Origin of the sequence: Pseudomonas sp. B15(2017), assembly GCF_002113215.1 — a bacterium.
Taxonomy (GTDB): Bacteria; Pseudomonadota; Gammaproteobacteria; order Pseudomonadales; family Pseudomonadaceae; genus Aquipseudomonas.
Genome location: NZ_NEJZ01000004.1, coordinates 158,401 through 181,829, shown reverse-complemented (window position 1 = coordinate 181,829; position 23,429 = coordinate 158,401). Strand labels below are relative to the sequence as shown.

Annotated in this window: 19 protein-coding genes; 9 read left to right on the top strand and 10 right to left on the bottom strand. The window is 59.8% G+C overall.

Annotation, left to right across the window (positions count from 1 at the left end; all coding sequences use genetic code 11):
- Nucleotides 1-16: 16 nt before the first annotated feature.
- The 5 genes from CAF73_RS08545 to kdgD form a co-directional block, all read right to left on the bottom strand.
- Entirely contained in the window at nucleotides 17-958 is a 942-nt protein-coding gene (locus tag CAF73_RS08545; RefSeq protein ID WP_085702465.1) for an AEC family transporter, read from the bottom strand.
- A 184-nt stretch (nucleotides 959-1,142) separates the two neighbouring features.
- Nucleotides 1,143-2,696, bottom strand: coding sequence for a galactarate dehydratase (gene garD / locus CAF73_RS08540; RefSeq protein ID WP_085702464.1), 1,554 nt, complete (start codon nucleotides 2,694-2,696; stop codon nucleotides 1,143-1,145).
- A gap of 11 nt (nucleotides 2,697-2,707) precedes the next feature.
- Nucleotides 2,708-4,072, bottom strand: a complete 1,365-nt coding sequence (locus CAF73_RS08535; RefSeq protein ID WP_085698440.1) for an MFS transporter — start codon at nucleotides 4,070-4,072, stop codon at nucleotides 2,708-2,710.
- A 159-nt stretch (nucleotides 4,073-4,231) separates the two neighbouring features.
- Complete coding sequence (locus tag CAF73_RS08530) at nucleotides 4,232-5,671, bottom strand: aldehyde dehydrogenase family protein (RefSeq protein WP_085698439.1); 1,440 nt, start codon at nucleotides 5,669-5,671, stop codon at nucleotides 4,232-4,234.
- 61 nt (nucleotides 5,672-5,732) lie between these two features.
- Nucleotides 5,733-6,644 (bottom strand): 5-dehydro-4-deoxyglucarate dehydratase, encoded by a 912-nt coding sequence (gene kdgD, locus CAF73_RS08525; RefSeq protein ID WP_085702463.1) that lies wholly within the window; start codon nucleotides 6,642-6,644, stop codon nucleotides 5,733-5,735.
- Nucleotides 6,645-6,878: 234 nt separating this feature from the next.
- Between kdgD and CAF73_RS08520 the strand changes: the two genes are divergently transcribed.
- From CAF73_RS08520 to CAF73_RS08505, 4 genes are all read left to right on the top strand, one after another.
- Nucleotides 6,879-8,177, top strand: a complete 1,299-nt coding sequence (locus CAF73_RS08520) for a phospholipase (protein ID WP_085702462.1) — start codon at nucleotides 6,879-6,881, stop codon at nucleotides 8,175-8,177.
- A gap of 11 nt (nucleotides 8,178-8,188) precedes the next feature.
- A complete protein-coding gene (locus tag CAF73_RS08515; RefSeq protein WP_085702461.1) occupies nucleotides 8,189-8,380 on the top strand; it encodes a hypothetical protein in 192 nt (63 codons plus the stop codon).
- Between the two features lie 102 nt (nucleotides 8,381-8,482).
- A complete protein-coding gene (locus CAF73_RS08510; protein ID WP_085702460.1) occupies nucleotides 8,483-8,857 on the top strand; it encodes a hypothetical protein in 375 nt (124 codons plus the stop codon).
- 132 nt (nucleotides 8,858-8,989) lie between these two features.
- Complete coding sequence (locus CAF73_RS08505) at nucleotides 8,990-9,361, top strand: hypothetical protein (protein WP_085698434.1); 372 nt, start codon at nucleotides 8,990-8,992, stop codon at nucleotides 9,359-9,361.
- A gap of 22 nt (nucleotides 9,362-9,383) precedes the next feature.
- On the opposite strand, the gene CAF73_RS08500 is transcribed toward CAF73_RS08505, so the two are convergent.
- The 4 genes from CAF73_RS08500 to CAF73_RS08485 all read right to left on the bottom strand — a co-directional run bounded on the left by CAF73_RS08500 (nucleotide 9,384) and on the right by CAF73_RS08485 (nucleotide 13,901).
- A complete protein-coding gene (locus tag CAF73_RS08500; RefSeq protein WP_176247715.1) occupies nucleotides 9,384-10,130 on the bottom strand; it encodes a FadR/GntR family transcriptional regulator in 747 nt (248 codons plus the stop codon).
- 131 nt (nucleotides 10,131-10,261) lie between these two features.
- A complete protein-coding gene (locus CAF73_RS08495; protein WP_085702459.1) occupies nucleotides 10,262-11,989 on the bottom strand; it encodes an ABC transporter ATP-binding protein/permease in 1,728 nt (575 codons plus the stop codon).
- A gap of 96 nt (nucleotides 11,990-12,085) precedes the next feature.
- Nucleotides 12,086-12,646 (bottom strand): response regulator transcription factor, encoded by a 561-nt coding sequence (locus CAF73_RS08490; protein ID WP_003221630.1) that lies wholly within the window; start codon nucleotides 12,644-12,646, stop codon nucleotides 12,086-12,088.
- Nucleotides 12,639-13,901, bottom strand: coding sequence for an ATP-binding protein (locus CAF73_RS08485; RefSeq protein WP_085698432.1), 1,263 nt, complete (start codon nucleotides 13,899-13,901; stop codon nucleotides 12,639-12,641). The genes CAF73_RS08490 and CAF73_RS08485 overlap by 8 nt, the downstream gene beginning before the upstream one ends.
- A gap of 315 nt (nucleotides 13,902-14,216) precedes the next feature.
- On the opposite strand from CAF73_RS08485, the gene CAF73_RS08480 reads away from it, so the two are divergent.
- The gene (locus CAF73_RS08480; protein ID WP_085702458.1) at nucleotides 14,217-14,933 is read left to right on the top strand and encodes an SIMPL domain-containing protein; all 717 of its coding nucleotides are present in this window, start codon (nucleotides 14,217-14,219) and stop codon (nucleotides 14,931-14,933) included.
- Between the two features lie 183 nt (nucleotides 14,934-15,116).
- On the opposite strand, the gene CAF73_RS08475 is transcribed toward CAF73_RS08480, so the two are convergent.
- Entirely contained in the window at nucleotides 15,117-15,476 is a 360-nt protein-coding gene (locus tag CAF73_RS08475) for a DUF6124 family protein (RefSeq protein ID WP_085702457.1), read from the bottom strand.
- A 961-nt stretch (nucleotides 15,477-16,437) separates the two neighbouring features.
- Here CAF73_RS08475 and CAF73_RS08470 point away from each other — a divergent pair.
- The 4 genes from CAF73_RS08470 (at nucleotide 16,438) to CAF73_RS08455 (ending at nucleotide 23,417) form a co-directional block, all read left to right on the top strand.
- Nucleotides 16,438-18,039, top strand: a complete 1,602-nt coding sequence (locus CAF73_RS08470) for an ABC transporter substrate-binding protein (protein ID WP_085702456.1) — start codon at nucleotides 16,438-16,440, stop codon at nucleotides 18,037-18,039.
- A gap of 260 nt (nucleotides 18,040-18,299) precedes the next feature.
- The gene (locus tag CAF73_RS08465; RefSeq protein ID WP_085698428.1) at nucleotides 18,300-19,925 is read left to right on the top strand and encodes an ABC transporter substrate-binding protein; all 1,626 of its coding nucleotides are present in this window, start codon (nucleotides 18,300-18,302) and stop codon (nucleotides 19,923-19,925) included.
- Between the two features lie 300 nt (nucleotides 19,926-20,225).
- The gene (locus CAF73_RS08460) at nucleotides 20,226-21,824 is read left to right on the top strand and encodes an ABC transporter substrate-binding protein (RefSeq protein WP_085698427.1); all 1,599 of its coding nucleotides are present in this window, start codon (nucleotides 20,226-20,228) and stop codon (nucleotides 21,822-21,824) included.
- A 177-nt stretch (nucleotides 21,825-22,001) separates the two neighbouring features.
- Complete coding sequence (locus tag CAF73_RS08455; protein ID WP_085702455.1) at nucleotides 22,002-23,417, top strand: OprD family porin; 1,416 nt, start codon at nucleotides 22,002-22,004, stop codon at nucleotides 23,415-23,417.
- Nucleotides 23,418-23,429 lie beyond the last annotated feature (12 nt).

Below are 23,429 nucleotides of genomic sequence, written 5' to 3'. Positions count from 1 at the left end.
CAAGCCCGGTCTCGGGCTAGATCCACCCGCCCCACTGCAAGAAGAAGATCCCGATGTTGGTGGTGATCGCCGCCATCAACGTGGTCAGCACGATGATCGCCGCCGCCAGTTCATGGTTGCCCTGCGCGGCACGGGCCATGACGAAACTGGCGGCGGCGGTCGGGCTGCCGAAGTACAGAAACAGAATCCCCAGCTCCGCCCCGCGAAAGCCCCACAGCCATGCACCCAGCGTGGCGATCACCGGCAGGCCGATCATCTTCACCAGACTCGAACTGAGCGCCATGTTGCCGCTCTTGCGCAGCGCCGCCAGCGACAGCGTACCGCCGATGCAGATCAGGGCCAGCGGCAGCGTGGTCTGCGCCAGGTACTGACCGGAGGTTTCCAGCCAGCCCGGCAGACCGATCTTGAAATAAGCGAACGGTGCCGCTGCGATCACGCTGATGATCAGCGGATTGCTGACCACGCTTTTGCAGATGCTCCACGGATCGGACTTGATCACCGGGCTGTACACCGCCAGCACGATGGTCGACAGGGTGTTGTAGAACAGGATCACCAGCGCCGCGAGAATCGCCCCGAGGGAAATTCCGTAGTCGCCGTACATGCTCGCCGCCAGCGCCAGGCCGATCACCCCGTTGTTGCCGCGAAACGCGCCTTGGGTGTAGATGCCACGATCTTCGCGCGGACAGCGAAAAATCGCCCAGCCCCAGGCCACGGCAAAACTGACCAGCGTGGCCAGTGCGAAATAGATCAGCAGCGCCGGTTGCAGCGCGGCGTGCAGGTCGGCATGCAGGATGCCGAGAAACAGCAGCGCCGGCATGGTGACGTTGAACACCAATGACGAAGCCGTGTGGATGAAGTTGTCGTTGATCCAGTCGATGCGCTTGAGCAGCACACCGAGAAACAGCATGGCAAACACCGGCGCGGTGATGTTCAAGGTTTCGAGGAAGATAGCCAGCATGCCGGGGAGCCTTGGAGGTGAGCGTCGTCAGGGGGCCAATGATAAGCCACTTTCACCCTGATCGTTCCCACGCTCTGCGTGGTAACGTCTCCTGTGACGCTCCGCGTCACGCTGTTGGGACGCGGAGCGTCCCGGGCTGCATTCCCACGCGGAGCGTGGGAACGATCAACACCCCTCAAGCAGATCAAGTGATCGGCGCCGGATTGAACAACGTAATGTCGTTATGCAGCTTGTGCTTCTCCGCCCACGTCTGCTGCTTGCCGCTCGCCACATCCAGGTAGTAGTGGAACAGCTCCCAGCCCAACTCTTCGATGGACGCGCGTCCGGTAGCAATCCGCCCGGCATCGATGTCGATCAGATCCGGCCAGCGCTGCGCCAGTTCGGTACGGGTCGAAACCTTCACCACCGGCGCCATGGCCAGACCATAAGGCGTACCACGTCCGGTGGTGAACACATGCAGGTTCATCCCCGCCGCCAGTTGCAACGTGCCGCAGACAAAATCACTCGCCGGCGTCGCACAGAAAACCAACCCCTTCTGCTTGAAGCGTTCCCCCGGGCCGAGCACGCCGCTGATCGCACTGCTGCCGGACTTCACGATCGAGCCCAACGACTTCTCGACAATGTTCGACAACCCGCCCTTCTTGTTGCCCGGCGTGGTGTTGGCGCTGCGATCCGCCTCGCCCTTGGCCAGGTATCGGTCGTACCAGTCCATCTCGCGCACCAGTTCCTCGGCAACGGTTTTGCTCTGCGCCCGTGAGGTCAGCAGGTAAATCGCGTCGCGCACTTCGGTGACTTCGGAAAACATCACCGTCGCCCCCGCCCGCAGCAGCAAGTCGGAGGCGTAACCCAGCGCCGGGTTGGCGGTGATCCCGGAAAACGCATCGCTGCCGCCGCATTGCATGCCGAGGATCAGCTCGGACGCCGGCACGGTTTCCCGGCGGCGCTGGTCGAGTTTCTTCAAGCGGGTTTCGGCCAGTTGCATGATCTGTTCGATCATCTCGGTGAAACCGTGACTGGAATCCTGCAAGCGATACAGCCAAGGCTCGCTCAGATCCACCGACGCATCGTCTTCGTGCATGACCTGACCGGCCTGCAGTTTCTCGCAGCCCAGGCTGATCACCAGCGCCTCGCCACCGAGGTTCGGGTTGCGCGCCAGATTGCGCACGGTACGGATCGGGATGTAGGCGTCGGTGGCCGTGATCGCCACGCCGCAACCGTAACTGTGGGTCAGCGCCACCACGTCATCGACATGTGGATACTTCGGCAACAGTTCATCCTTGATGCGTCTGACCGCGTGATCCAGTACCCCGGTGACGCACTGCACGGTGGTGGTGATCCCGAGGATGTTGCGCGTGCCGACGGTGCCGTCGGCATTGCGATACCCCTCGAATGTGAAGCCTTCCAGCGGCGCCTGGGCGGCCGGCACATCGGTGGACAGCGGAAGGCTGTCCAGCGGCGGCGCGGTCGGCATGCGCAATTGATCTTCCTTGACCCAACTGCCACGGGGAATCGGCTGCAACGCGTAGCCAATGATCTGGCCGTAACGAATCACCGTGCCGCCCTCGGGGATGTCCACCAGGCTGACCTTGTGACTCTGCGGCACGAAATCCACCGTCACCAGGCCATCGGCGAAAGCGGTGCCGGCCGGAACGCCCTGGTCATTGACCACGACCACTACGTTGTCCCGCTCGTGCAGGCGGATGTAGCGCGGCGAGTCGGAATGTTCAATCAGCTGCATGACGCCGCTCCTCAGGAATGCGCTTGAGACAATTTACCGGTGATTTCGGAACCGCCACTGGTTGGCGGCTCTTTGAGTACCACACGCTTGATCGGGCCGACGATCACCAGATAGCTGAACACCGCCACCAGCGCGTTGGCGCCGACAAACACCAGCGCCCACTTGAACGAACCGGTGGAGCTGATGATGTAGCCGATGACGATCGGGGTGGTGATCGACGCGATGTTGCCAAAGGTGTTGAACAGGCCACCGCTCAGACCGGCGATCTGTTTCGGCGAGGTGTCGGACACCACCGCCCAGCCCAGCGCGCCGACGCCTTTGCCGAAGAACGCGAGGGCCATGAAGCCGACTACCATCCATTCAACGTCGACATAGTTGCAGGCCACGATGCTGCTCGACACCAGCAGACCGGCAATGATCGGCGCCTTGCGGGCGAAGGTCAGCGAGTGGCCCTTGCGCAGCAGGTAATCGGAAATCACCCCGCCGAGAACACCGCCGATAAAACCGCAGATCGCCGGCAACGAGGCAATGAAACCGGCCTTGAGGATGGTCATGCCGCGCTCTTGCACCAGGTACACCGGGAACCAGGTCAGGAAGAAATAGGTAATGCCGTTGATGCAGTACTGGCCCAGGTAAACGCCGAGCATCATGCGATTGGTCAGCAACTGGCGGATGTAATCCCATTTCGGGCCGTCAGCCTTTTTGCCTTGTTTCTGGTCCATGTCGACCATGCCGCCGTTGTCGGCGATGAACTTCACTTCCGCTTCGTTGGCCATCGGGTGCTGGCGCGGGCTGTGGATAATCTTGAGCCAGACCAGCGAGAACACGATGCCGAGCAGGCCCATGACGATGAACACATGCTCCCAGCCGAAGGTGAACACGATCCATCCCATCAGCGGCGCGAACAACACCGTCGCAAAGTACTGCGCCGAGTTGAAGATTGCCGAAGCGGTGCCGCGTTCCGCGGTCGGGAACCAGGCCGCCACAATGCGCGCGTTGCCGGGGAACGAAGGCGCCTCGGCCAACCCCACGAGGAAGCGCAACATAAACAGCGCCACAACGGCCGTGGACATGCCGAACTCACCGACGAAGCCTTGCAGCACAGTGAACAGCGACCAGGTGAAGATGCTCAGGGCATAGACTTTTTTCGAGCCGAAGCGATCGAGCAGCCAGCCACCGGGAATTTGCCCGGCCACGTAGGCCCAACCGAATGCAGAGAAGATGTAGCCGAGGGTGACCGCGTCGATGCCGAGGTCTTTTTGCAGACTGGAGCCGGCGATCGCGATGGTGGCGCGGTCGGCGTAGTTGATCGTGGTCACCAGAAACAGCATGAGCAGGATCAAATAGCGGACGTGAGTCGGCTTGGACGATTGCATGTAGATGTACTCCCACTGATTATTTTTATGCGCGGGTGAATCTTCTTTGGTCTTGCGTTGTGGGAGCCGGGCTTGCCCGCGATGCAGGCGCCCCGGAATGTCTGTCACACCGAGGTGATGCTTTCGCTGGCAAGCCAGCTCCCACAGATAGTGCGTCTATCAGGAACCGATGTAGCTGGTCTTCACGACCGTGTAGAACTCCTGCGCATAGCGGCCTTGCTCACGTGAGCCATAGGATGAACCCTTACGGCCACCGAACGGAACGTGGTAATCGACACCGGCGGTCGGCAGGTTGACCATCACCATCCCGGCCTGCGAATGACGCTTGAAGTGGTTGGCGTACTTCAGCGACGTGGTGGCGATACCCGCCGACAGACCGAATTCAGTGTCGTTGGCCATGGCCAGTGCCGCCTCGTAATCGGCCACGCGGACGATATTGGCCACCGGGCCGAAGATCTCTTCGCGGCTGATGCGCATAGACGCTTCGCTGTCGGCAAACAGAGTCGGCGCGAGGAAGTAGCCCTCGGTGTCGCAAGTCACAAGACCACCGCCGCTGACCACGCGCGCACCTTCGGACTGGCCGATGTCGATGTATTTCAGGTCCTGCTCAAGCTGTGCCTGCGAGACCACCGGGCCGATGTCGGTGCCGGCCTTCAGCGCGTGACCGACCTTGATCGACTTCATGCGCTCGGCCATGGCATCGACGAACTTGTCGTGAATCCCGGCGGTGACGATCAGTCGGCTCGATGCCGTGCAACGCTGGCCGGTGGAGTAGAAAGCGCTCTGCACCGACAGCTCGACCGCTTGCTTGAGGTCGGCGTCGTCGAGAATGATCTGCGGGTTCTTGCCGCCCATCTCCAGCTGAACCTTGGCCTGGCGCGACACGCAGTTGACCGCGATCTGACGGCCCACACCGACAGAGCCGGTGAAGCTGATGCCGTCGACCTTCGGGCTGTTGACCAGCGCTTCCCCCACCACGCGACCGCTGCCCATCACCAGGTTGAACACACCGGCCGGGAAGCCTGCGCGGGAGATGATTTCGGCCAGTGCCCAGGCGCAACCCGGCACCAGATCCGCCGGTTTCAACACTACGCAGTTGCCGTAGGCCAGGGCCGGGGCGATTTTCCACGACGGGATGGCAATCGGGAAGTTCCACGGGGTGATCAGGCCGACCACGCCGAGGGCTTCGCGGGTCACTTCAACGTTGACGCCCGGACGCACCGACGGCACGTAGTCGCCGGAAAGACGCAGGCATTCACCCGCGAAGAACTTGAAGATGTTGCCGGCGCGGGTCACTTCACCGATAGCTTCCGGCAGGGTCTTGCCCTCTTCCCGGGCCAGCAGGGTGCCGAGTTCTTCACGACGGGCGAGAATTTCGGTGCCGACTTTGTCCAGCGAGTCATGACGGGCCTGAATCCCCGAAGTCGACCACGCCGGGAACGCGGCGCGCGCGGCGTCGATGGCGGCGTTGACCTGAGCAAGGTCAGCCTTGGCGTAATCGCCGATAGTGTCGCTCAGCTCGGACGGGTTGATGTTGACCGAGTAATCGTTGCCGGCGACCCATTCACCGTTGATGTAGTTGTCATAGCGCTTGGTCACGAATCATTCTCCTGACGCAAAAGGCCGCTGATCGCTCAGCGGCCTTGTTTATAGGGTTGGGTTACTGCGCACCTTGCTTGTCGATCAGCGCGGCGAGCATTTCGTACTCTTCGCGGGTCAGGTCGGTCAGCGGCGCCCGCACCGGGCCTGCGTCATAGCCGGCGATCTTGGCGCCTGCCTTGACGATGCTCACGGCGTAGCCGGCCTTGCGGTTGCGGATGTCCAGGTATGGCAGGAAGAAGTCGTCGATGATCTTGCCGACGGTGGCGTGATCTTCGCGGGCGATGGCGTGGTAGAACTCCATCGCGGTTTTCGGAATGAAGTTGAACACCGCCGAGGAATAAACCGGCACGCCCAGGGCCTTGTAGGCCGCAGCGTAGACTTCGGCGGTCGGCAGACCACCCAGGTAACTGAAGCGATCGCCGAGACGGCGACGGATCGACACCATCAGTTCGATATCGCCCAGACCATCCTTGTAACCGATCAGATTCGGGCAACGTTCGGCCAGACGTTCCAGCAGCGGCGCGGTCAGGCGGCAGACGTTGCGGTTGTACACAACCACGCCGATGTTGACCGATTTGCACACGGATTCAACGTGAGCGGCAACGCCGTCCTGGCTGGCTTCGGTCAGGTAGTGCGGCAGCAGCAACAGACCTTTGGCGCCCAGACGCTCGGCTTCCTGAGCGTATTCGATGGCCTGGCGGGTCGAGCCGCCGACACCGGCGAGGATCGGCACGCTGCTGGCGCAGGTGTCGACGGCAGTCTTGATGATTTCCGAGTATTCGCTGGCAGCGAGGGAGAAAAATTCACCGGTGCCACCGGCGGCGAACAGGGCTGAAGCACCGTACGGGGCCAGCCATTCCAGGCGTTTGATGTAGCCAGCGCGGTTGAAATCGCCCTGAGCATTGAAATCGGTCACCGGGAACGACAGCAGGCCGGCGGAGAGGATGGACTTCAGTTCTTGTGGATTCATTATTCGAACACCCTGGTAGCAACGTTTTTTGTGAGTGGACCGTTCAGCCTTCGCCGAAGTTGTAGGTCATCGTACAACTTAAAAGATAACCGTCAACTGCATTTCATCGCTGGCAGGCATTTTTGTCGGACAGGATTTCTTTTTGACGTAGGAAATTTCTCGTCTAGAGTGGATTTGACTGTATATGCATACAGTTAAATAAAAACTCACCGATGACATATCAAGGAGAAAGAAATGTCCGGTCTACAAACAAAATGCCTGGAAAAACCCACGCCGGTCATCGCCCGGTTCAATGATCTTTTCACCTCCGACGGCATCGCTTTCAGTACCGAAAATCCGCATCTGTTGCTGCATATCGCCGACTCGCACAGCGATGTCGAACCTGCGACCGCCCTGCCCGCTCAAGCCTTGAAAGGCAAACCGCAGTTACGCTTCGAGGGCGCGGAACACACGGCTATCGGCGATAACACACGGCTGCGTTTCGGAGAAAATGCCGAGCCGCTTCTTGCGCAAAACGTGCCCTTGCATCTGCCAAATGGATCGGCACTGACCTACGGCCAGGTACTGGCGCTGGGAGGAGATTTCTACGGTGTCGTCGACCGTCCGATCAATGAAGGCGCGACACCGGCGGATCGCTTGCAACGCTTCACGGCAGCCTTCGACACCCTCGCCGCGCTGCCGGCTTCAAAGGCCGAAGCGGTACAGATTCTCGCGATCATGCAAAAAGAGATCGACGCGGTTAACCAGGCGATCAAGGACGGCAAGCAACCCCATGAGGCCTATGACGCCTTGGGAGATACGTTGTCGGAAGAGTGGAACAAGATCACCGGTGGCGGCAGCTTTGTCTCGGCCCTCTTCCCGCTCGGGCGCTATCTGAAACTGGCAGCGAACAACGCCGACCACTTCGGCGAATGGGCACGTCAGGCCTACATCGCCGGGCATACCGCCGCCCTGCAAGTCGCCGCTGCCGCCCACGCCAGTCAGGACGAACTGCAACTGGAACGGGCCTACGCGATGAACGCGTTCGCCGATCACTACCTCACCGACCTGTTCTCCTCCGGGCATCTGCGGGTGCCGCGCAAGGCCATGGCCGCAGCAGTGACGCCGAGCGACCTGGGTTCGCTCATCACTCGCTTCATGCACGATGAAGACAGCAAGTTCGGCCTCAAGGTACGCAACGGACATGGCGAACAATGGCGTGCGTTTGGTGACAAGCGCTACTTCGACGCCACCGATGTCGACAACCGAAAGCAGGTGAATCAGGCAGTGCAGGATTCGGCGGACGAGGTGTATGCCGCGTACTCAAGCGGCAGCGTGCCGACCACCTTCAACGCGCTGCAACGGTTGCCGGATCTGACAGCCGTGCTGGATCCGGCCAACAACTTCTCGCCACTGTTCCGCCTTCAGGGCAACAAAGTCCTGCGGCGCAAGGACGTCAACAACCTCAACGACACCACCACCGTCGACGATTGGTGGGGCTGGAGCACTTACCTGCTGCTCAAGGACTACCAACCAACCGGCAACACGAATTAAGGAGTGATTCGATGACGATCAAATTGAAAGTGGAACTGGCCTCGGGCCAATCGTTGAAAGGTGCGCCGCTGCAATTGCTGCGTGACGGCGTGGCCATCGCCCGCACGTCGGTGGATGCTCAGGGCCGGGCGACGTTCGACGTCAGGCCCGGCCCGGGCAAGCTGGCGGTCAGGGTCGATCGTTCGATTCTGCCCCAGAGCTGAAATGCCCGGACAAGATTGCTCCGGCGCGCCTCACCGATTCGCCGGGTAAAGTGCGACGACTGCCGCGAAGGATCGCGGCAGATCTTTCAAGGAGAACGAAGCATGACGTTTGCCACTGCACACCTTCCGCAATTCCCCGACCACGCCAGCGATTCGATCATCCTGCGGCTGTCGACTCTGGATGACGATTTGATCGTCCGGGTGCCCGACGGGCAGAACACACCGCCGAACTGGGATGTGTACCCGATTCTCGGCGCTGATCCTGAAGAGCCTGAATGGCTGGGCCTGTCGGAACCGACCGGCGTCTGGGATGAAGCACTCGATGACATGGTCGGCCTGACCGGGATCGAACTGAGCATCCCGAAGTTCGAGCTGGAAAAGTACCTGAACAGTACCGTTGAGCTGCGCTACAAGTTTGCTGATGAGGCCAGTCTGGAGCCGTGTTCGGAGCCGTTGAGACTATATATCGAGGCCTGATCACGCGCGGGGGATCAATTGCGACCGCTTGTCGCCACTGTTATTTCTGACAGTGGCACACCGGCACACAAAGAAGCTCAACTGGCGGGGTACAAAAAGATTGCACTCACCCCGACCCAAGGAGAGTTTCTCATGCAGACACTACAATTATCCCCATTAAATCTACTTGCCCCAGCGGAAGCACCTCAGGCGCCAAATGGAGTGCTGGACACCAAAAAACTGGATGGCGTTTTTCTACTCGATTTCTTTTATGAGGGGAAAGCAGCAAACCAACAGATCGACATAACAATTGCAGTCAAGCCCGACCGCTTTAGCCCCCCTATACCATGGGGCACTAGATTTACAACCTCGGCAGCCGGAAAGGAACAGGTCTCTCTGGATTCAAGAAGCCTTTTCAACTATCAATTCAAAAATGGGTCCGCAGAAATCAGCTACATCGCAACGATAGACGGAACCACGCAACCATCAAAGGTATTACCGCTATCTATAGTCGACACCGTATGACGTTTTCCCGCACTTCCAGAGTTTAGCCCTGCGCCTGCGCTTCTTCGTGCGCCTGACGCAGCCGTTCGCGGCTGTTGGTCAGGTGCAGGCGCATGGCCGCGCGTGCCGCATCGGAATCCTGACGGGCGATGGCGTCGTAGATTTCCTCGTGCTCGCGGCTCAGGCGATTCATGTAGTGCTGCTGATCGTCATGGGCCAGGCGCGCCGAGTTCAACCGAGTGCGCGGAATGATGCTGGTGCCCAGGTGGGTCATGATGTCGGTGAAGTAGCGATTGCCGGTGGACAGCGCGATTTGCAGGTGGAATTGAAAGTCCGAGGCCACCGCATCGCTGGCATGGGCCACGCTTTCGTTCAGCGCATCGAGAGCGGCGCGCATTGCGGCCAGTTGTTCGGTGCTGCGACGCTGCGCGGCGAGGCCGGCGGATTCGACTTCCAGGCTGATGCGCAATTCGAGAATCGCCAGCACATCACGCAGAGTGACCACGGTAGCCGGGTCGATCCGGAAACCGCTGGGGCTCGGGGTGTCGAGCACGAAAGTACCGATGCCATGACGGGTTTCCACCTGACCTGCGGCCTGTAGCCGGGAGATCGCCTCGCGCACGACAGTGCGGCTGACACCATGGGCTTCCATGATCGCCGACTCGGTGGGCAACTTGTCGCCACGCTTGAGCAGACCGTCGCGGATTTGCTCGGTCAGCACCGTCACCAGTTCTTGAGCCAGGCTGCGGCGCTTGCGAGGGAGGCGCGGGGTGTCGATCAGGTTTTCCATGGTCTGCATCTTGTCTCGAAATTTCGGCTTGTGGGCATCATAGCTCAAGCGAGTTGTACGATCACTTTCCGTTTCCACGCAAATCCTGTGGGAGCTGACAGGCCAGCTCCCACGAGAGAGGTGCGGATAAATCAGGCGGTCACGGTCTGCTCGACCAGATGCCCGCCATCGATCCGCACATGCCGTGGATGGAAGCGCTTGAGGCTGCTGCGATGGCCGACGCTGACGATGCTCAGACCCGGCAACTGATCGATCAGCGCCTGATACAACGTGGCTTCGTCTTCTTCGTCCATCGCCGACGTCGCTTCGTCCATGTACAGCCATTGCGGTGCATAGAGCAGCGCGCGGGCGAAGGCCAGACGTTGCTGTTCGCCCGGCGAGAGCATGCGCTGCCAGTGGTTGGCCTCGTCCAGTCGCGCCACCAGATGCGGCAAGCGGCAAGTCTCCAGCACTTGTGCGTAACGCTCTGGCGCGTAGGTTTCGCCCGGTTGTGGATAACTCAAGGCGTCGCGCAGGGTGCCGATCGGCAGATACGGTTTTTGCGGCAGAAACAGATGACGCGACGCCGGCAAGCGAATACTGCCGTGCCCCGCCGGCCACAGATGCCCCATTGCCCGCAGCAGTGTCGACTTGCCGCTGCCGGAACGGCCGCTGAGCATCACGCGGTCGCCCGCTTCCACCGTCATGTCAGCGCTGGTCAGCAGGTGACGACCGTCGGCCAGATCCAGGCCCAGGTTATGAACCTTCAGCTCATCGCCCTGATTCTGCACATCGATGGCCGGCGAACGCTCTTCGTTATCGGTCATGGCCTGCCGGAAACTCAACAGACGATCGGAGGTGGCTTTCCAGGCTGCCAGCGACGCATAGGCATCGATGAACCAGCTGAAGTTCTCCTGCACGTTGCCAAACGCCGAGTTGATCTGCATCAACTCACCCAGTTCGATCTTGCCGGACAGGTAACGGGGGGCCGCAACGATGAAGGGAAAGATGATTGCGATCTGGCCATAACCCGAGGTGAAGAACGTCAGGCGCTTGGACACTCGCATGATGTCCCAGAAGTTGTGCCAGACCAGACCGAAGCGGCTGCTCAGGCGACGGTTTTCGTTGGGCTCGCCGTTGTACAGCGCGATGCTCTCGGCGTTTTCGCGCACCCGCACCATGGAGAAACGCAGGTCGGCTTCGAACCGTTGTTGCTGGTTGTTCAGGCCGATCAGACGTCGACCGATCAAATGTGTCAGCCAGCTGCCGACCGCCGCGTACAGCAGCGCACACCAAAACATGTAGCCCGGAATTTCGATGCCGAAAACTTCGATGCTGCCGGACACGCCCCACAGAATGATCGAGAACGACACCAGGCTGACGATTGTGCGGATCAAGCCCAGGGCGAGACTCAAGGTCGTGCTGGTGAACGTGTTGAGGTCTTCGGAAATCCGTTGGTCAGGGTTATCGGTATAGCCGCCCTGCTCCAGTTGGTAGTAGTTCTTGTGCCCCAGCCAGCGCTTGAAATGGTTTTCGGTGAGCCACGCCCGCCAGCGGATGGTGAGCATTTGCGTCAGATACTGGCGGTACACCGCACCGAGAATGGCCACGGTCGCAATCCCGCAGAAGTACAGGATCAACTGCCAGAACGCCGCCTCATCCTTCTTTTGCAGGGCGTTGTAGAAATCCTTGTACCAACTGTTGAGCCACACCGAGATGCCCACGCTGAACAGCGACAGGGCGATAACGGCGATCAGCAACGTCCAGGCCTTGCCCTTCTCTTCGCTGCGCCAATAAGGCGTGGTCATGGCCCACACCTTGCGAAAAAACTGCCCGCGCACAGCATCGTTGACCGCGGAATATTCAGCGTTCTGATTCATGGAAAAGGCTCGATAAAGAAAAGAACAGACACGCACCGATCATAGATGATCGGTGCGTTTTATCGCGAGGGCTGGCGATGGTCGTTCAGCGCAGGTTCAGCGACGAACCGGGCGCTTCTGCAGTTTGCGCTGCAGGGTGCGGCGGTGCATGCCCAGGGCGCGGGCAGTGGCAGAGATGTTGCCTTCGTGCTCGGTCAGCACGCGCTGGATGTGTTCCCACTGCAGGCGATCCACCGACATCGGGTTTTCCGGCACCAGGCTGTCGAGATCGGCGTGTTCGGACAGCAGCGCTGCCAGCACGTCGTCGGCGTCGGCCGGTTTGCACAGGTAATTGCAGGCGCCGCGCTTGATCGCTTCGACGGCGGTGGCAATGCTCGAATAACCGGTGAGGATCACCACGCGCATTTCCGGGTCCAGTTCCAGCAGCTTCGGCAGCAGGACCAGACCGGAGTCGCCGTCCATTTTCAGGTCCAGCGCGGCGTAGTCCGGCAGATCGGCCTGGGCGATGGTCAGGCCTTCCTCGGCGGAACCGGCGGTGCTGACGCGGAAACCACGGCGGGCCATGGCACGGGCCATCACCCGGGTGAAGGTCGCATCGTCATCGACCAGCAGCAAATGCGGCAGTTCTTCGCCTTCGACTTGGATTTCGTCACTCATGTTGCTCTCCTCGGGCGCCGTGGGGCAGGCGCAGCTCGGTGAGCGTGCCGCCTTCCTCATGACTATAGAGTTTCACTGAGCCGCCGGCGCGTGTCACGCTGGCCTTGCTCAAAAACAGGCCCAGGCCGAAACCTTTGCCCTTGGTGGTAAAAAACGGTTTGCCGATCTGCTCGGCGATGGCCAGCGGCACACCAGCGCCATGATCGCGAATGCTGATGGTCAGGTCTTCGGCGGTCCAGTCCAGGGTCACCTGAAGGTTTTCCGGGCAGGCATCGGCGGCGTTGTTCAGCAGATTCAACAAGGCCTGGGTCAGATCCGGCGGCGGTGCCACACGCGGCAACGGGCCCTGGCCCAGGCGCTGGAAGCGATAACTGGCTTCCGGACGCATCAGGTGCCAGCGGTTGAGCGCCTCGTCGAGCCAATCGGTAACGTCCTGCATCTCCACCGCCATCCGGCGATTGGCTTCGGCGGCGCGCACCAGTTGTTGCAGGGTCTCCTTGCAGAGTTTCACCTGATCCTTCAGCACTTTCAGGTCTTCCTGAAGCATCGGGTCGTGATGATCCTGCTGCATTTCGTTGAGCAAGACGCTCATGGTCGCCAGCGGTGTGCCCAGTTCATGAGCGGCACCGGCAGCCTGCGTCGCAACGGCCAGCAATTGCTGATCGCGCAGGCCTTCTTCGCGACGGATCGCACGCAACTCTTCCTGCCGGCGAAGCTCTTCGGCCATGCGCGCGGCGAAGAAGGTAATGACCGCTGCCGCCAGCGCGAAGCTCAGCCACATGCCGTAGATCTGCAGGTTCTCCCGCGCCACCGGCAGGGTTTCCAGCGGATAGAAATGCGTCAGCATCAGCGTGTACAAGGCCAGCGCAATGCCCGACAGCACCACCGAATAACGCCACGGCAACGTCACCGCAGCGATGGTCAGCGGCACCAGATAGTACGAAACGAACGGGTTGGTCGAACCACCGGAGAAATACAGCAAGGCACTGTGGATAACCAGATCGCAGGCCAGTTGCAGCGCGTATTCGAGCTCGGTGACCGGCCACGAAGTGCGCAGGCGTACAGCGGTGAACACACACAGCAGAATCGAACAGCCGAGGGTCATCACCAGTTGCACCCACGGCAACGGCAACAATTCCAGCCAGTAGGCCAGGCCCACGGAACCGGCCTGCGCGGCGAGCACCAGGGTGCGGATGAAAGTCAGCCGCCAGAGGTTCTGGCGAGTGGCGGAAGTCAGTTGTACGGGGGCGAGCATGAGCTCTCCTGATGAGCGCTCCAGGCGGATCGCACGGAGTATAACCAAGGCGCGCGCTTGAGAGGCGAAAGTGCGGCAAACGACCACATGGCGCAAAGATTTTCTGCGGCTATAAGGGCCCCTTCGCGAGCAAGCTCGCTCCCACAGGGGAACGCGTCCCAAATGTGGGAGCGAGCTTGCTCGCGATTGGCTGCGCAGCGGCTGCCGGCCATCTGTATAGAAGTTGTAACTGGGCGAACCGGATCATAAAAGCTAGAGTCTGATGGTTTCACGCAGGCCCCGAACCATCACCTGCGCCCTCATCAAGGAGCTTTCATGCACACATTTCGCCGCAGCGCCGCCCTTCTCGCCCTGACCGTCGGCAGTGTCGCCAGCCTTCCGGCCCTGGCCGCCGATGAGCTGCACTACAACCAGATTTCCCTGCGTGCCGAAGTCAGCCAGGAAGTGGCCCGCGACCTGATGATCGTGACCCTCTACACCGAAGAACAGAACACCGACCCGGCCAAACTCGCCGCCGACGTCAGCACCACCATGAACAAGGCCCTGGCCCAGGCCAAGCAGGTCAAAGACATCACCCTGCGCCAGGGCAGCCGCAACAGCTACCCGATCTACGACACCAAGGGCCAGAAAATCACCGGCTGGCGCGAACGCGCCGAACTGCGCCTGGAAAGCACCGACTTCGCCGCCCTGTCCAAACTCACCGGCGAGTTGCTGACCGAACTGAAAATGGGCGGCATGGACTTCGCCATCGCCGACCCGACCCGCAAGGCCAGCGAAGACAAACTGCTGAAAGAAGCCGTCACCGCCTTCAAGGCCCGCGCCCAACTGGCCACCGACGCCCTGGGCGGCAAGGGTTACAAAATCGTCAACCTGAACCTCAACAGCAACGGCTACCCGCAACCGTACATGCGCGCCCCGATGATGATGAAAGCGGCGGGCATGGATTCAGCACCCGTGACGCCTGAGGTCGAAGCCGGCACCAGCCAGGTCAGCCTGACCGCCGATGGTTCGATTGAAGTGTTGATGCAGTGATTGAGTGACGGCTGAATGAAAAACCGGCGATCAGAAAATGATCGCCGGTTTTTTTATGCCCGGGATTTGTGTTGTCAGCTCTGCCGTCATCGCTGGCAAGCCAGCTCCCGTTCTGTGGATTTATTGAAATCGCGCACGATCCTGTGGGAGCGGGCTTGCCCGCAATGAACGATGACTCGGTCGTCAGGCTCGCGGATCAACCCGATCCAGCGCCCGGTTCACCGCAAGCTCGGCCAGCATGATGATCTGCTGGATGCCGAGCGCCGTACTGCGCTGCGAACCGCTGAGTTCATTGGCGAAATTGCTCGCGATCGTACTGGCCGAGGCCAGGGATTCGCAGGCATTGACCAACAGGCTTTCGGTGTCGACGTTGGGCGTGACCATATACATCGTGCTCGGGCGCGGTTTGGAAGGGTTGGGGCACAGGTAATAGTCGAGGGCGCGTTTGATGGCTTCGCGGTTGCGGGCGAGGTCTTCGGCGCGCATGGCTTCTTCGAGGGGGGTGGGTGTTTCGAAGGGTGGATCGGGGACAACCTTGTTCATTGATTAACTCCTTGCTGACTTGAAGCCACCAAATGCCGTTCTCACGCGGCGAAGAGGTGGCAGCTATGTGCGGGGTGAGAAACCGGGCAAGGAGATTCCGGCCAGACCGAAGTCTGCCCGCACACAGCCGCCATAAATCAATTACAGGCAGCAGGAATGCTGGCGGCAATTATGGTCGGACTGACGTTTGAATAACACTCGCTTGCCTGGGTTCTCACACCCAATCACAGAGTTTTCTGCGACAACCGAAGACTAGAGAGCGTGCTTCCGACGGACAACCTGAAAACATTGTGGGAAGGTTCGGTGAATCCCACACATCTTTAAACATTCGAAAATGGAACGCGGAGCGTCCCGGGCTGCATTCCCACGCGAGTGGGAACGATCAAAAGCTGCCCTCACCCTAGCCCTCTCCCGGAGGGAGAGGGGACTGACCGCGTCGTTTAAATGAAATACGCCGACGTGAGATATCGAAGGTGAATTCAAAATCCGAAAAGCACACAAACCGCTCTAGCTGTTGCCCCACCACCACTCAACAGGATGAGCGTTAGCTCGGCTGCAGCTTTTGATCTTGATCCACGGGCGACGTCGGAAGGCTGAGTGGAGGGATTTATCCGGGGGTGGGAGCGCAGCGACCGTTTGGCGAAGCCAAACACATCGAGAGGAGGTGCAGCGAAGCAAACCGTAGGCGATGCCCCCCGGATAAATCCCGGAGCGAAGGAACCCCGAGCCTTAGCGAGGGGCCGAACGCAGGAGCAAGCGTTTTTGGTTACTTTTTAGGCGTTTGTAAAAAGTGACCCGCCGTAAGGGCGGAACCCTAAGAAGCCGTTACCGCAGCAACGGATATGTACACAAGCCCAGATATACCGAGATAGACGCATCCCCTCAAAAAACGATATTTCCGATCCCCCTCAAATCCCCGCTAACCTCAAGGAACAACCACCTCCAGACCCACGGGCCAGACATGCAAAGAACCACCCTAAAACCACTCCTGATCACCCTGGCCCTGACCGCCATAACCCCCATCGCCAACGCAGCAACAACCCTCGTCTACTGCTCCGAAGCCAGCCCCGCAGGCTTCGACCCCAGCCAATACACCAGCGGCACCGACTTCGACGCCTCCGCCGAAACCGTCTTCAACCGCCTCACCCAATTCAAACGCGGCAGCACCGACATCGAACCGGGCCTGGCCACAAGCTGGGACGTAAGCCCGGACGGCCTCCAATACACCTTCCACCTGCGCCAAAACGTAAAATTCCACACCACCGACTACTTCACCCCGACCCGCACCTTCAACGCCGATGACGTGCTGTTCACCTTCCAGCGCCTGCTCGACCCGGAAAACGCCTTCCGCAAGGCCTACCCTGCCGAATCCCCGTACTTCACCGACATGGGCCTGAACAGCACAATCAAATCCGTGGAAAAGCTCGACGAAAACACCGTGCGCTTCAATCTGAACAACGTTGACGCCGCGTTCGTGCAAAACCTCGCCATGAGCTTTGCCTCGGTGCAATCGGCCGAATACGCCGCGCAGCTGCTGAAGGAAGGCCACGCCACCGACCTCAACCAGAAACCGGTCGGCACCGGCCCGTTCGTGTTCAAGCGCTACCAGAAGGACGCGCAGATCCGCTACGTGGCGAACAAGGACTACTGGAAACCCGAGGACGTGAAGCTCGATAACCTGGTGTTCTCGATCACCCCGGACGCCGCCGTACGCCTGCAAAAGCTCAAGACCGGCGAATGCCAGGTCAGCGGCTACCCGCGCCCGGCCGACATTGAAGTGATGGAAAAAGACCCGAACTTGCGCGTATTGAAGCAGGCCGGATTCAACCTCGGCTTTCTCGCCTACAACACCACTCATCCACCGCTGGATCAGCTCAAAGTGCGCCAGGCGCTGGACATGGCCATCGACAAACCCGCGATCATCAAAGCGGTTTATCAGAGTGCCGGGCAGCTGGCGCAAAACGCCTTGCCGCCAGCGCAATGGTCGTTCGATCCGAACATAAAAGACGCGCCGCACGACCCGGTAAAAGCCAGGGCGCTACTCAAGGAAGCCGGGGTTGCACCGGGTACAACCATCAACCTCTGGGCCATGACCGTGCAGCGCGCCTCCAATCCGAATGCGCGGATGTCGGCGCAGATGATCCAGCAGGACTGGGAGAAGATCGGGATCAAGGCCAACATCGTCAGCTATGAATGGGGCGAGTACATCAAGCGCGCCAAGAATGGCGAACACGACGCGATGATCTACGGCTGGACCGGTGACAACGGCGACCCGGACAACTGGCTGGGCGTGCTTTACAGCTGCGCCGCGGTGAAAGGCAGCAACTACGCCAAGTGGTGCGATCCGGCCTACGACAAGCTGGTGCAGCAGGCCAAGGTGTCCACCGATAAATCGCAACGGGTAAAACTGTATCAACAGGCGCAACTGATCCTCAAACAGCAGGTGCCGATCACGCCGATCGCCAATTCCACGGTGTTCCAGCCACTGCGCAAGGAAGTCACCGACTTCAAGATCAGCCCGTTCGGTCTAACCCCCTTTTACGGGGTGGGTATAAATAAGTAACACCCGGCCCCAATCCGGCGCGCACAACGTGACCGGCGCACCGTTTTGGGGCTTCGTTTGCACCGTAAAAACCGGCCGCAAACGGTCAAATGCGTCAGAAGTTATACGGATGCGACATTAAGGTACGTTCGTGCCACGCTTTGACGCCGCCGAGCGCTCTGGATCTTGCATTGGGTATGGGCCCTGCATAAGTATCCGCAGGCACGACTCACGAGGTCGTACCTCACTACTAAAAAATGACAACAAATCATGAGGCCAACATGCTTAAACACGCGGTCATTCCGTTTTTAGTCGGCGCAGGCTTGTTAGCCTCCGCACCTTTCGCTTCCGCTGCGACTAACCTGGTGTTCTGCTCCGAAGGCAGCCCGGCCGGTTTCGACCCAGGCCAATACACCACCGGAACCGACTTCGACGCCTCAGCCGAAACCATGTTCAACCGTCTGACCCAGTTCGAGCGCGGCGGCACCGCCGTTGTTCCTGGTCTGGCGACCAAGTGGGACATTTCTGATGACGGCCTGACTTACACCTTCCACCTGCGTGAAGGCGTCAAGTTCCACACCACCCCGTATTTCAAGCCGACTCGTGACTTCAACGCCGACGACGTGCTGTTCACCTTCAATCGCATGATTAACAAGGATGACCCGTTCCGTAAGGCGTACCCGACCGAATTCCCGTACTTCACCGACATGGGGATGGACACCAACATCACCAAGATCGATAAAGTCGACGACCACACCGTCAAGTTCACCCTCAAAGAAGTCGACGCCGCGTTCATCCAGAACATGGCCATGAGCTTCGCGTCTGTTCAGTCCGCCGAGTACGCAGCCCAGCTGCTGAAGGAAGGCAAGGCTGCCGACATCAACCAGAAGCCGATCGGCACTGGTCCGTTCGTGTTCAAGAGCTACCAGAAAGACTCCAACATCCGTTACACCGGCAACAAGGACTACTGGAAGCCTGAAGACGTGAAGATCGACAACCTGATCTTCGCCATCACCACCGACCCGTCGGTACGTATCCAGAAGCTGAAAAAGAACGAGTGCCAGGTCACCCTGTTCCCGCGTCCGGCCGACCTCGCCGCACTGAAAGCCGACCCTGCGCTGAAAATGCCGGACCAGGCCGGTTTCAACCTGGGCTACATCGCCTACAACGTGATGGACAAGGTCAAGGGCAGCAACGAGCCTAACCCGCTGGCCGACCTGCGCGTTCGCCAGGCACTGGACATGTCGGTCAACAAGCCTCAGATCATCGACTCGGTTTACCAGGGCGCCGGACAACTGGCCGTCAACGCCATGCCGCCGACCCAGTGGTCCTACGACACCACCATCAAGGACGCCAAGTACGATCCCGAGAAAGCCAAGCAGCTGCTCAAGGAAGCCGGCGTCAAGGAAGGTACCGAGATCGTCCTGTGGGCGATGCCGGTGCAGCGTCCCTACAACCCGAACGCCAAGCTGATGGCTGAAATGCTCCAGTCCGACTGGTCCAAGATCGGCCTGAAAGTGAAGATCCAGAGCTACGAATGGGGCGAGTACATCAAGCGCTCCAAGGGTGGCGAGAACCAGGCGATGATCATTGGCTGGAGCGGTGACAATGGTGATCCGGACAACTGGCTCAACGTGCTGTTTGGTTGCGACTCCCTGAGCGGCAACAACTTCTCCAAATGGTGCGACAAGAAATTCGACGGCCTCGTGAAAGAAGCCAAGCGCACCACTGACCAGGCCAAGCGCACCGAACTCTACAAAGAGGCGCAGCACGTCCTCAAAGATGCAGTCCCTATGACACCTATCGCTCACTCGACGGTGTATCAACCCATGCGCGCCAACGTGCAGGACTTCAAGATCAGCCCATTCGGCTTGAACTCCTTCTACGGCGTCAGCGTCAGCAAATAAAAGAAGCAGCGGCGACGTTTTCAGCGTCGCCGCTGTTTTTTTTGCCGAGAAGTTAGGAATCTGCCTACAAACTTTTCCAACCGGTCTTACCGGGTTGGTTCAGGACGTGTTGCCTTTTCCTACGAGTCTTTAGGACTCAGCGCATTTACTGCCAGACCCACGGCCCCTACCGTCGGGTTCTGACCAGTGACTGCGTGGACCATCGGTTTTGCTGCCGTATTGGTTTGAACTCGATGCCGCCACAACTTCCCTGGACGGGATCGCGGCGCATTGAACAACACTAAAAAAAGAGGGAGCGTCATGCGCCATACCTTGGTTTTTTCCGCATTGCTGGGCGCCGGTCTGTTGACCGCCGCGTCCGCCAGTTTCGCCGCCAGCAACAGTCTGGTGTTCTGCTCCGAAGGCAGCCCGGCCGGTTTCGATACCGCGCAGTACACAACGGCGACCGATAACGACGCCGCCGAACCGCTGTACAACCGGCTGGCCGAGTTCGAAAAAGGCGCGACCAATGTCGTACCGGGCCTGGCAACCAGCTGGGATATTTCCGAGGATGGTCTCAAGTACACCTTTCACCTGCGCGAAGGTGTGAAGTTTCATACAACGCCGTACTTCAAACCCACGCGCGACTTCAATGCCGATGACGTGCTGTTCACGTTTAACCGCATGCTCGATCCGCAACAGCCATTCCGTAAGGCTTATCCGACCGAGTTCCCGTATTTCAACGGGATGAGCCTCAACAAGAACATCGCCAAGGTCGAGAAGACCGGGCCGCTGACCGTGGTCATGACGCTCAACAGCGTCGACGCCGCGTTCATCCAGAACATCGCCATGAGCTTCGCCGCCATCCTGTCCGCCGAGTACGCCGACAAGCTGCTGGCCGAAGGCAAACCGAGCGACATCAACCAGAAGCCGATCGGCACTGGCCCGTTCGTGTTCAAGAGCTATCAGAAAGACTCGAACATCCGCTACACCGGCAACCCGCATTACTGGGATCAGAGCCGGGTGAAGCTGAAAAACCTGATTTTCGCGATCAATACCGATGCTTCGGTACGCGTGCAAAAGCTCAAGGCCGGCGAATGCCAGATCACGCTGCACCCGCGTCCGGCCGATGTACCGGCACTGAAGAACGATCCGAAACTGCAATTGATCGAGAAGCCGGGCTTCAACCTCGGCTACATCGCCTACAACGTGCGCCACAAGCCGTTCGACCAGCTCGAAGTGCGTCAGGCACTGGACATGGCGGTGAATAAACAGGGGATTCTCAACGCGGTTTATCAAGGCGCCGGCCAACTGGCCGTCAACGCCATGCCGCCGACCCAATGGTCCTACGACGACACCATCAAGGACGCCGCCTACAACCCGGAAAAAGCCAAAGAGCTGCTCAAGGCTGCCGGCGTCAAGGAAGGCACCGAGATCACCCTGTGGGCGATGCCGGTACAACGTCCGTACAACCCGAACGCCAAACTGATGGCCGAAATGCTCCAGGCTGACTGGGCCAAAATCGGTCTGAAAGTGAAGATCGTCAGCTACGAATGGGGCGAGTACATCAAGCGCACCAAGAATGGCGAGCACGACATCAGCCTGATCGGCTGGACCGGTGACAACGGGGATCCGGACAACTGGCTCGGCACGCTGTACAGCTGCGATGCCATCGGCGGCAACAACTACTCCATGTGGTGCGATCCGGCTTACGACAAGCTGATCAAGCAGGCCAAGGTCGTCACCGACCGCGACCAGCGCACCGTGCTCTACAAACAGGCCCAACAACTGCTCAAGCAGCAAGTGCCGATCACGCCTGTCGCCCACTCGACGGTCAACCAGCCGCTGAGCGCCAAAGTCGAAGGGTTCAAGGTGAGCCCGTTCGGTCGCAACGTGTTTTCGGGTGTCAGCATCGATTAAACAAACAACCGATTAGCCGCAACGCTGAGGGGGCCGTCTACCCCCTCACGCAAGCGCTTTGCCGAAATTCGCCATTCAGGCCTTTTGCAAACGTTTGCGATGTGTGAATGAGTTCTAAACCAATAACCGGCCAACCCAAAAAAGCCGGCATAAAAAGAAAGTAAAGGAGCTTCACCCATGAAACTGAGCAATACCGCGATACTGGCCTTGGCCATCAGCAGCATCACCGCCACGGCTTACGCGGAAACCCAAAGCCAGGCGTTCACCCCGGTGACCGTCAATGAAAAGAGCGCCCAGGCCGAAGCCACCGGCTTCCTCGAAGGCTCCACAATCAGCGGCTCGACCCGTAACTGGTACGCCAACGAACAACTCAAGCGCGGCGGCAAGTTCACCTATCGCAAGGATGGCGTGGCCACCCCGACCGACCGCCGTATCAACTGGGTGCAAGGCACCATCGTCAAGTACAACTCGGGCTTCACCGAAGGCACCGTCGGTTTCAGCACCGAAGTGGCAGCGTACAACGCCATCGCGCTGGAACGTGACCGCGAGAACCTGGCGGCCAACAATGGCGGCGCACCAGGCACCCGTCCGGGCGCGGGCAACAACCGTACCCTGACCCGTGAAGGCGGCGAAGCCCAGGGCCAGTGGAGCAAAGTCGGCCTGGCCAACGTCAAGGCACGCATCTCCAACACCACCCTGACCGCCGGCCGCATGAACTTCAGCAGCCCGCAGGTTGATGTGATTGGCAACCGTCCGCTGCCATCGAGCTTCGAAGGTATCGCGATCCATAGCGAAGAGCTGAACAATCTGTCCTTCGACCTGGCCTCGTTCGACCGCGTTTCGCCGCGTACCGAAGAAAGCCTGAGCAAGTTCCGCTCCGAATACGGCGCGATCGATGCCGAAGCCGACCACGTCCACACCGGCGGCATCTCGTACCAGCCGTTCGCCAGCCTGACCACCAGCCTGTGGGGCACCCAGGCCGAAGACCTGTGGAACCAGTACTACTTCGGCGCCACCCACGTGCTGGGTGACAGCTCGGTGCTGGCTCTGACCACCGGTCTGAACTACTACAAGACCGTGGACGAAGGTAAGAAGAAACTGGGTGAAATCGACAACGACACCTATTCCCTGTCGTTCGGCCTGACTCACCAGGCGCATACCCTGACCTTCTCCTACCAGGAAGTGAACGGTAACGAGTACTTCGACTACCTGCACGAAACCAACGGCATCTACCTGGCCAACTCCCTGCTGTCGGACTTCAACGGCCCGAACGAGAAATCCTTCCAGGTGGCCTACGGTCTGAACATGGCCGAATACGGTGTGCCAGGCCTGAAGTTCAACATCTACCAGGCCCGCGGCTGGGGCATCGACGGCACTCACTACAAGGGTGGCGGCTACGATGGCGTGCAGTCGATGGACGGCGAACACCACTATGAATACGGCATCGGTGCCACTTATGCCGTACAGAGCGGTCCGCTGAAAGCCACCACCGTTCGCGCGACCTACACCGCGCATCGTGCGAGCGAAAACCAGGCTGACGGCAGCATCAACGAGTTCCGTCTGGTGACCACCGTTCCATTCAACATCCTGTAAAAACGCCAGCCG

Excerpts from the sequence above, each read along its gene's own strand:
- kdgD (WP_085702463.1), bottom strand. The coding sequence starts at position 6,644 with ATGAATCCACAAGAACTGAAGTCCATCCTCTCCGCCGGCCTGCTGTCG.
- CAF73_RS08545 (WP_085702465.1), bottom strand. The coding sequence starts at position 958 with ATGCTGGCTATCTTCCTCGAAACCTTGAACATCACCGCGCCGGTGTTT.
- CAF73_RS08510 (WP_085702460.1), top strand. The coding sequence starts at position 8,483 with ATGACGTTTGCCACTGCACACCTTCCGCAATTCCCCGACCACGCCAGC.
- CAF73_RS08520 (WP_085702462.1), top strand. The coding sequence starts at position 6,879 with ATGTCCGGTCTACAAACAAAATGCCTGGAAAAACCCACGCCGGTCATC.
- CAF73_RS08470 (WP_085702456.1), top strand. The coding sequence starts at position 16,438 with ATGCAAAGAACCACCCTAAAACCACTCCTGATCACCCTGGCCCTGACC.
- CAF73_RS08455 (WP_085702455.1), top strand. The coding sequence starts at position 22,002 with ATGAAACTGAGCAATACCGCGATACTGGCCTTGGCCATCAGCAGCATC.
- garD (WP_085702464.1), bottom strand. The coding sequence starts at position 2,696 with ATGCAGCTGATTGAACATTCCGACTCGCCGCGCTACATCCGCCTGCAC.
- CAF73_RS08500 (WP_176247715.1), bottom strand. The coding sequence starts at position 10,130 with ATGGAAAACCTGATCGACACCCCGCGCCTCCCTCGCAAGCGCCGCAGC.
- CAF73_RS08490 (WP_003221630.1), bottom strand. The coding sequence starts at position 12,646 with ATGAGTGACGAAATCCAAGTCGAAGGCGAAGAACTGCCGCATTTGCTG.
- CAF73_RS08485 (WP_085698432.1), bottom strand. The coding sequence starts at position 13,901 with ATGCTCGCCCCCGTACAACTGACTTCCGCCACTCGCCAGAACCTCTGG.
- CAF73_RS08515 (WP_085702461.1), top strand. The coding sequence starts at position 8,189 with ATGACGATCAAATTGAAAGTGGAACTGGCCTCGGGCCAATCGTTGAAA.
- CAF73_RS08480 (WP_085702458.1), top strand. The coding sequence starts at position 14,217 with ATGCACACATTTCGCCGCAGCGCCGCCCTTCTCGCCCTGACCGTCGGC.
- CAF73_RS08535 (WP_085698440.1), bottom strand. The coding sequence starts at position 4,072 with ATGCAATCGTCCAAGCCGACTCACGTCCGCTATTTGATCCTGCTCATG.
- CAF73_RS08495 (WP_085702459.1), bottom strand. The coding sequence starts at position 11,989 with ATGAATCAGAACGCTGAATATTCCGCGGTCAACGATGCTGTGCGCGGG.
- CAF73_RS08475 (WP_085702457.1), bottom strand. The coding sequence starts at position 15,476 with ATGAACAAGGTTGTCCCCGATCCACCCTTCGAAACACCCACCCCCCTC.
- CAF73_RS08505 (WP_085698434.1), top strand. The coding sequence starts at position 8,990 with ATGCAGACACTACAATTATCCCCATTAAATCTACTTGCCCCAGCGGAA.
- CAF73_RS08460 (WP_085698427.1), top strand. The coding sequence starts at position 20,226 with ATGCGCCATACCTTGGTTTTTTCCGCATTGCTGGGCGCCGGTCTGTTG.
- CAF73_RS08465 (WP_085698428.1), top strand. The coding sequence starts at position 18,300 with ATGCTTAAACACGCGGTCATTCCGTTTTTAGTCGGCGCAGGCTTGTTA.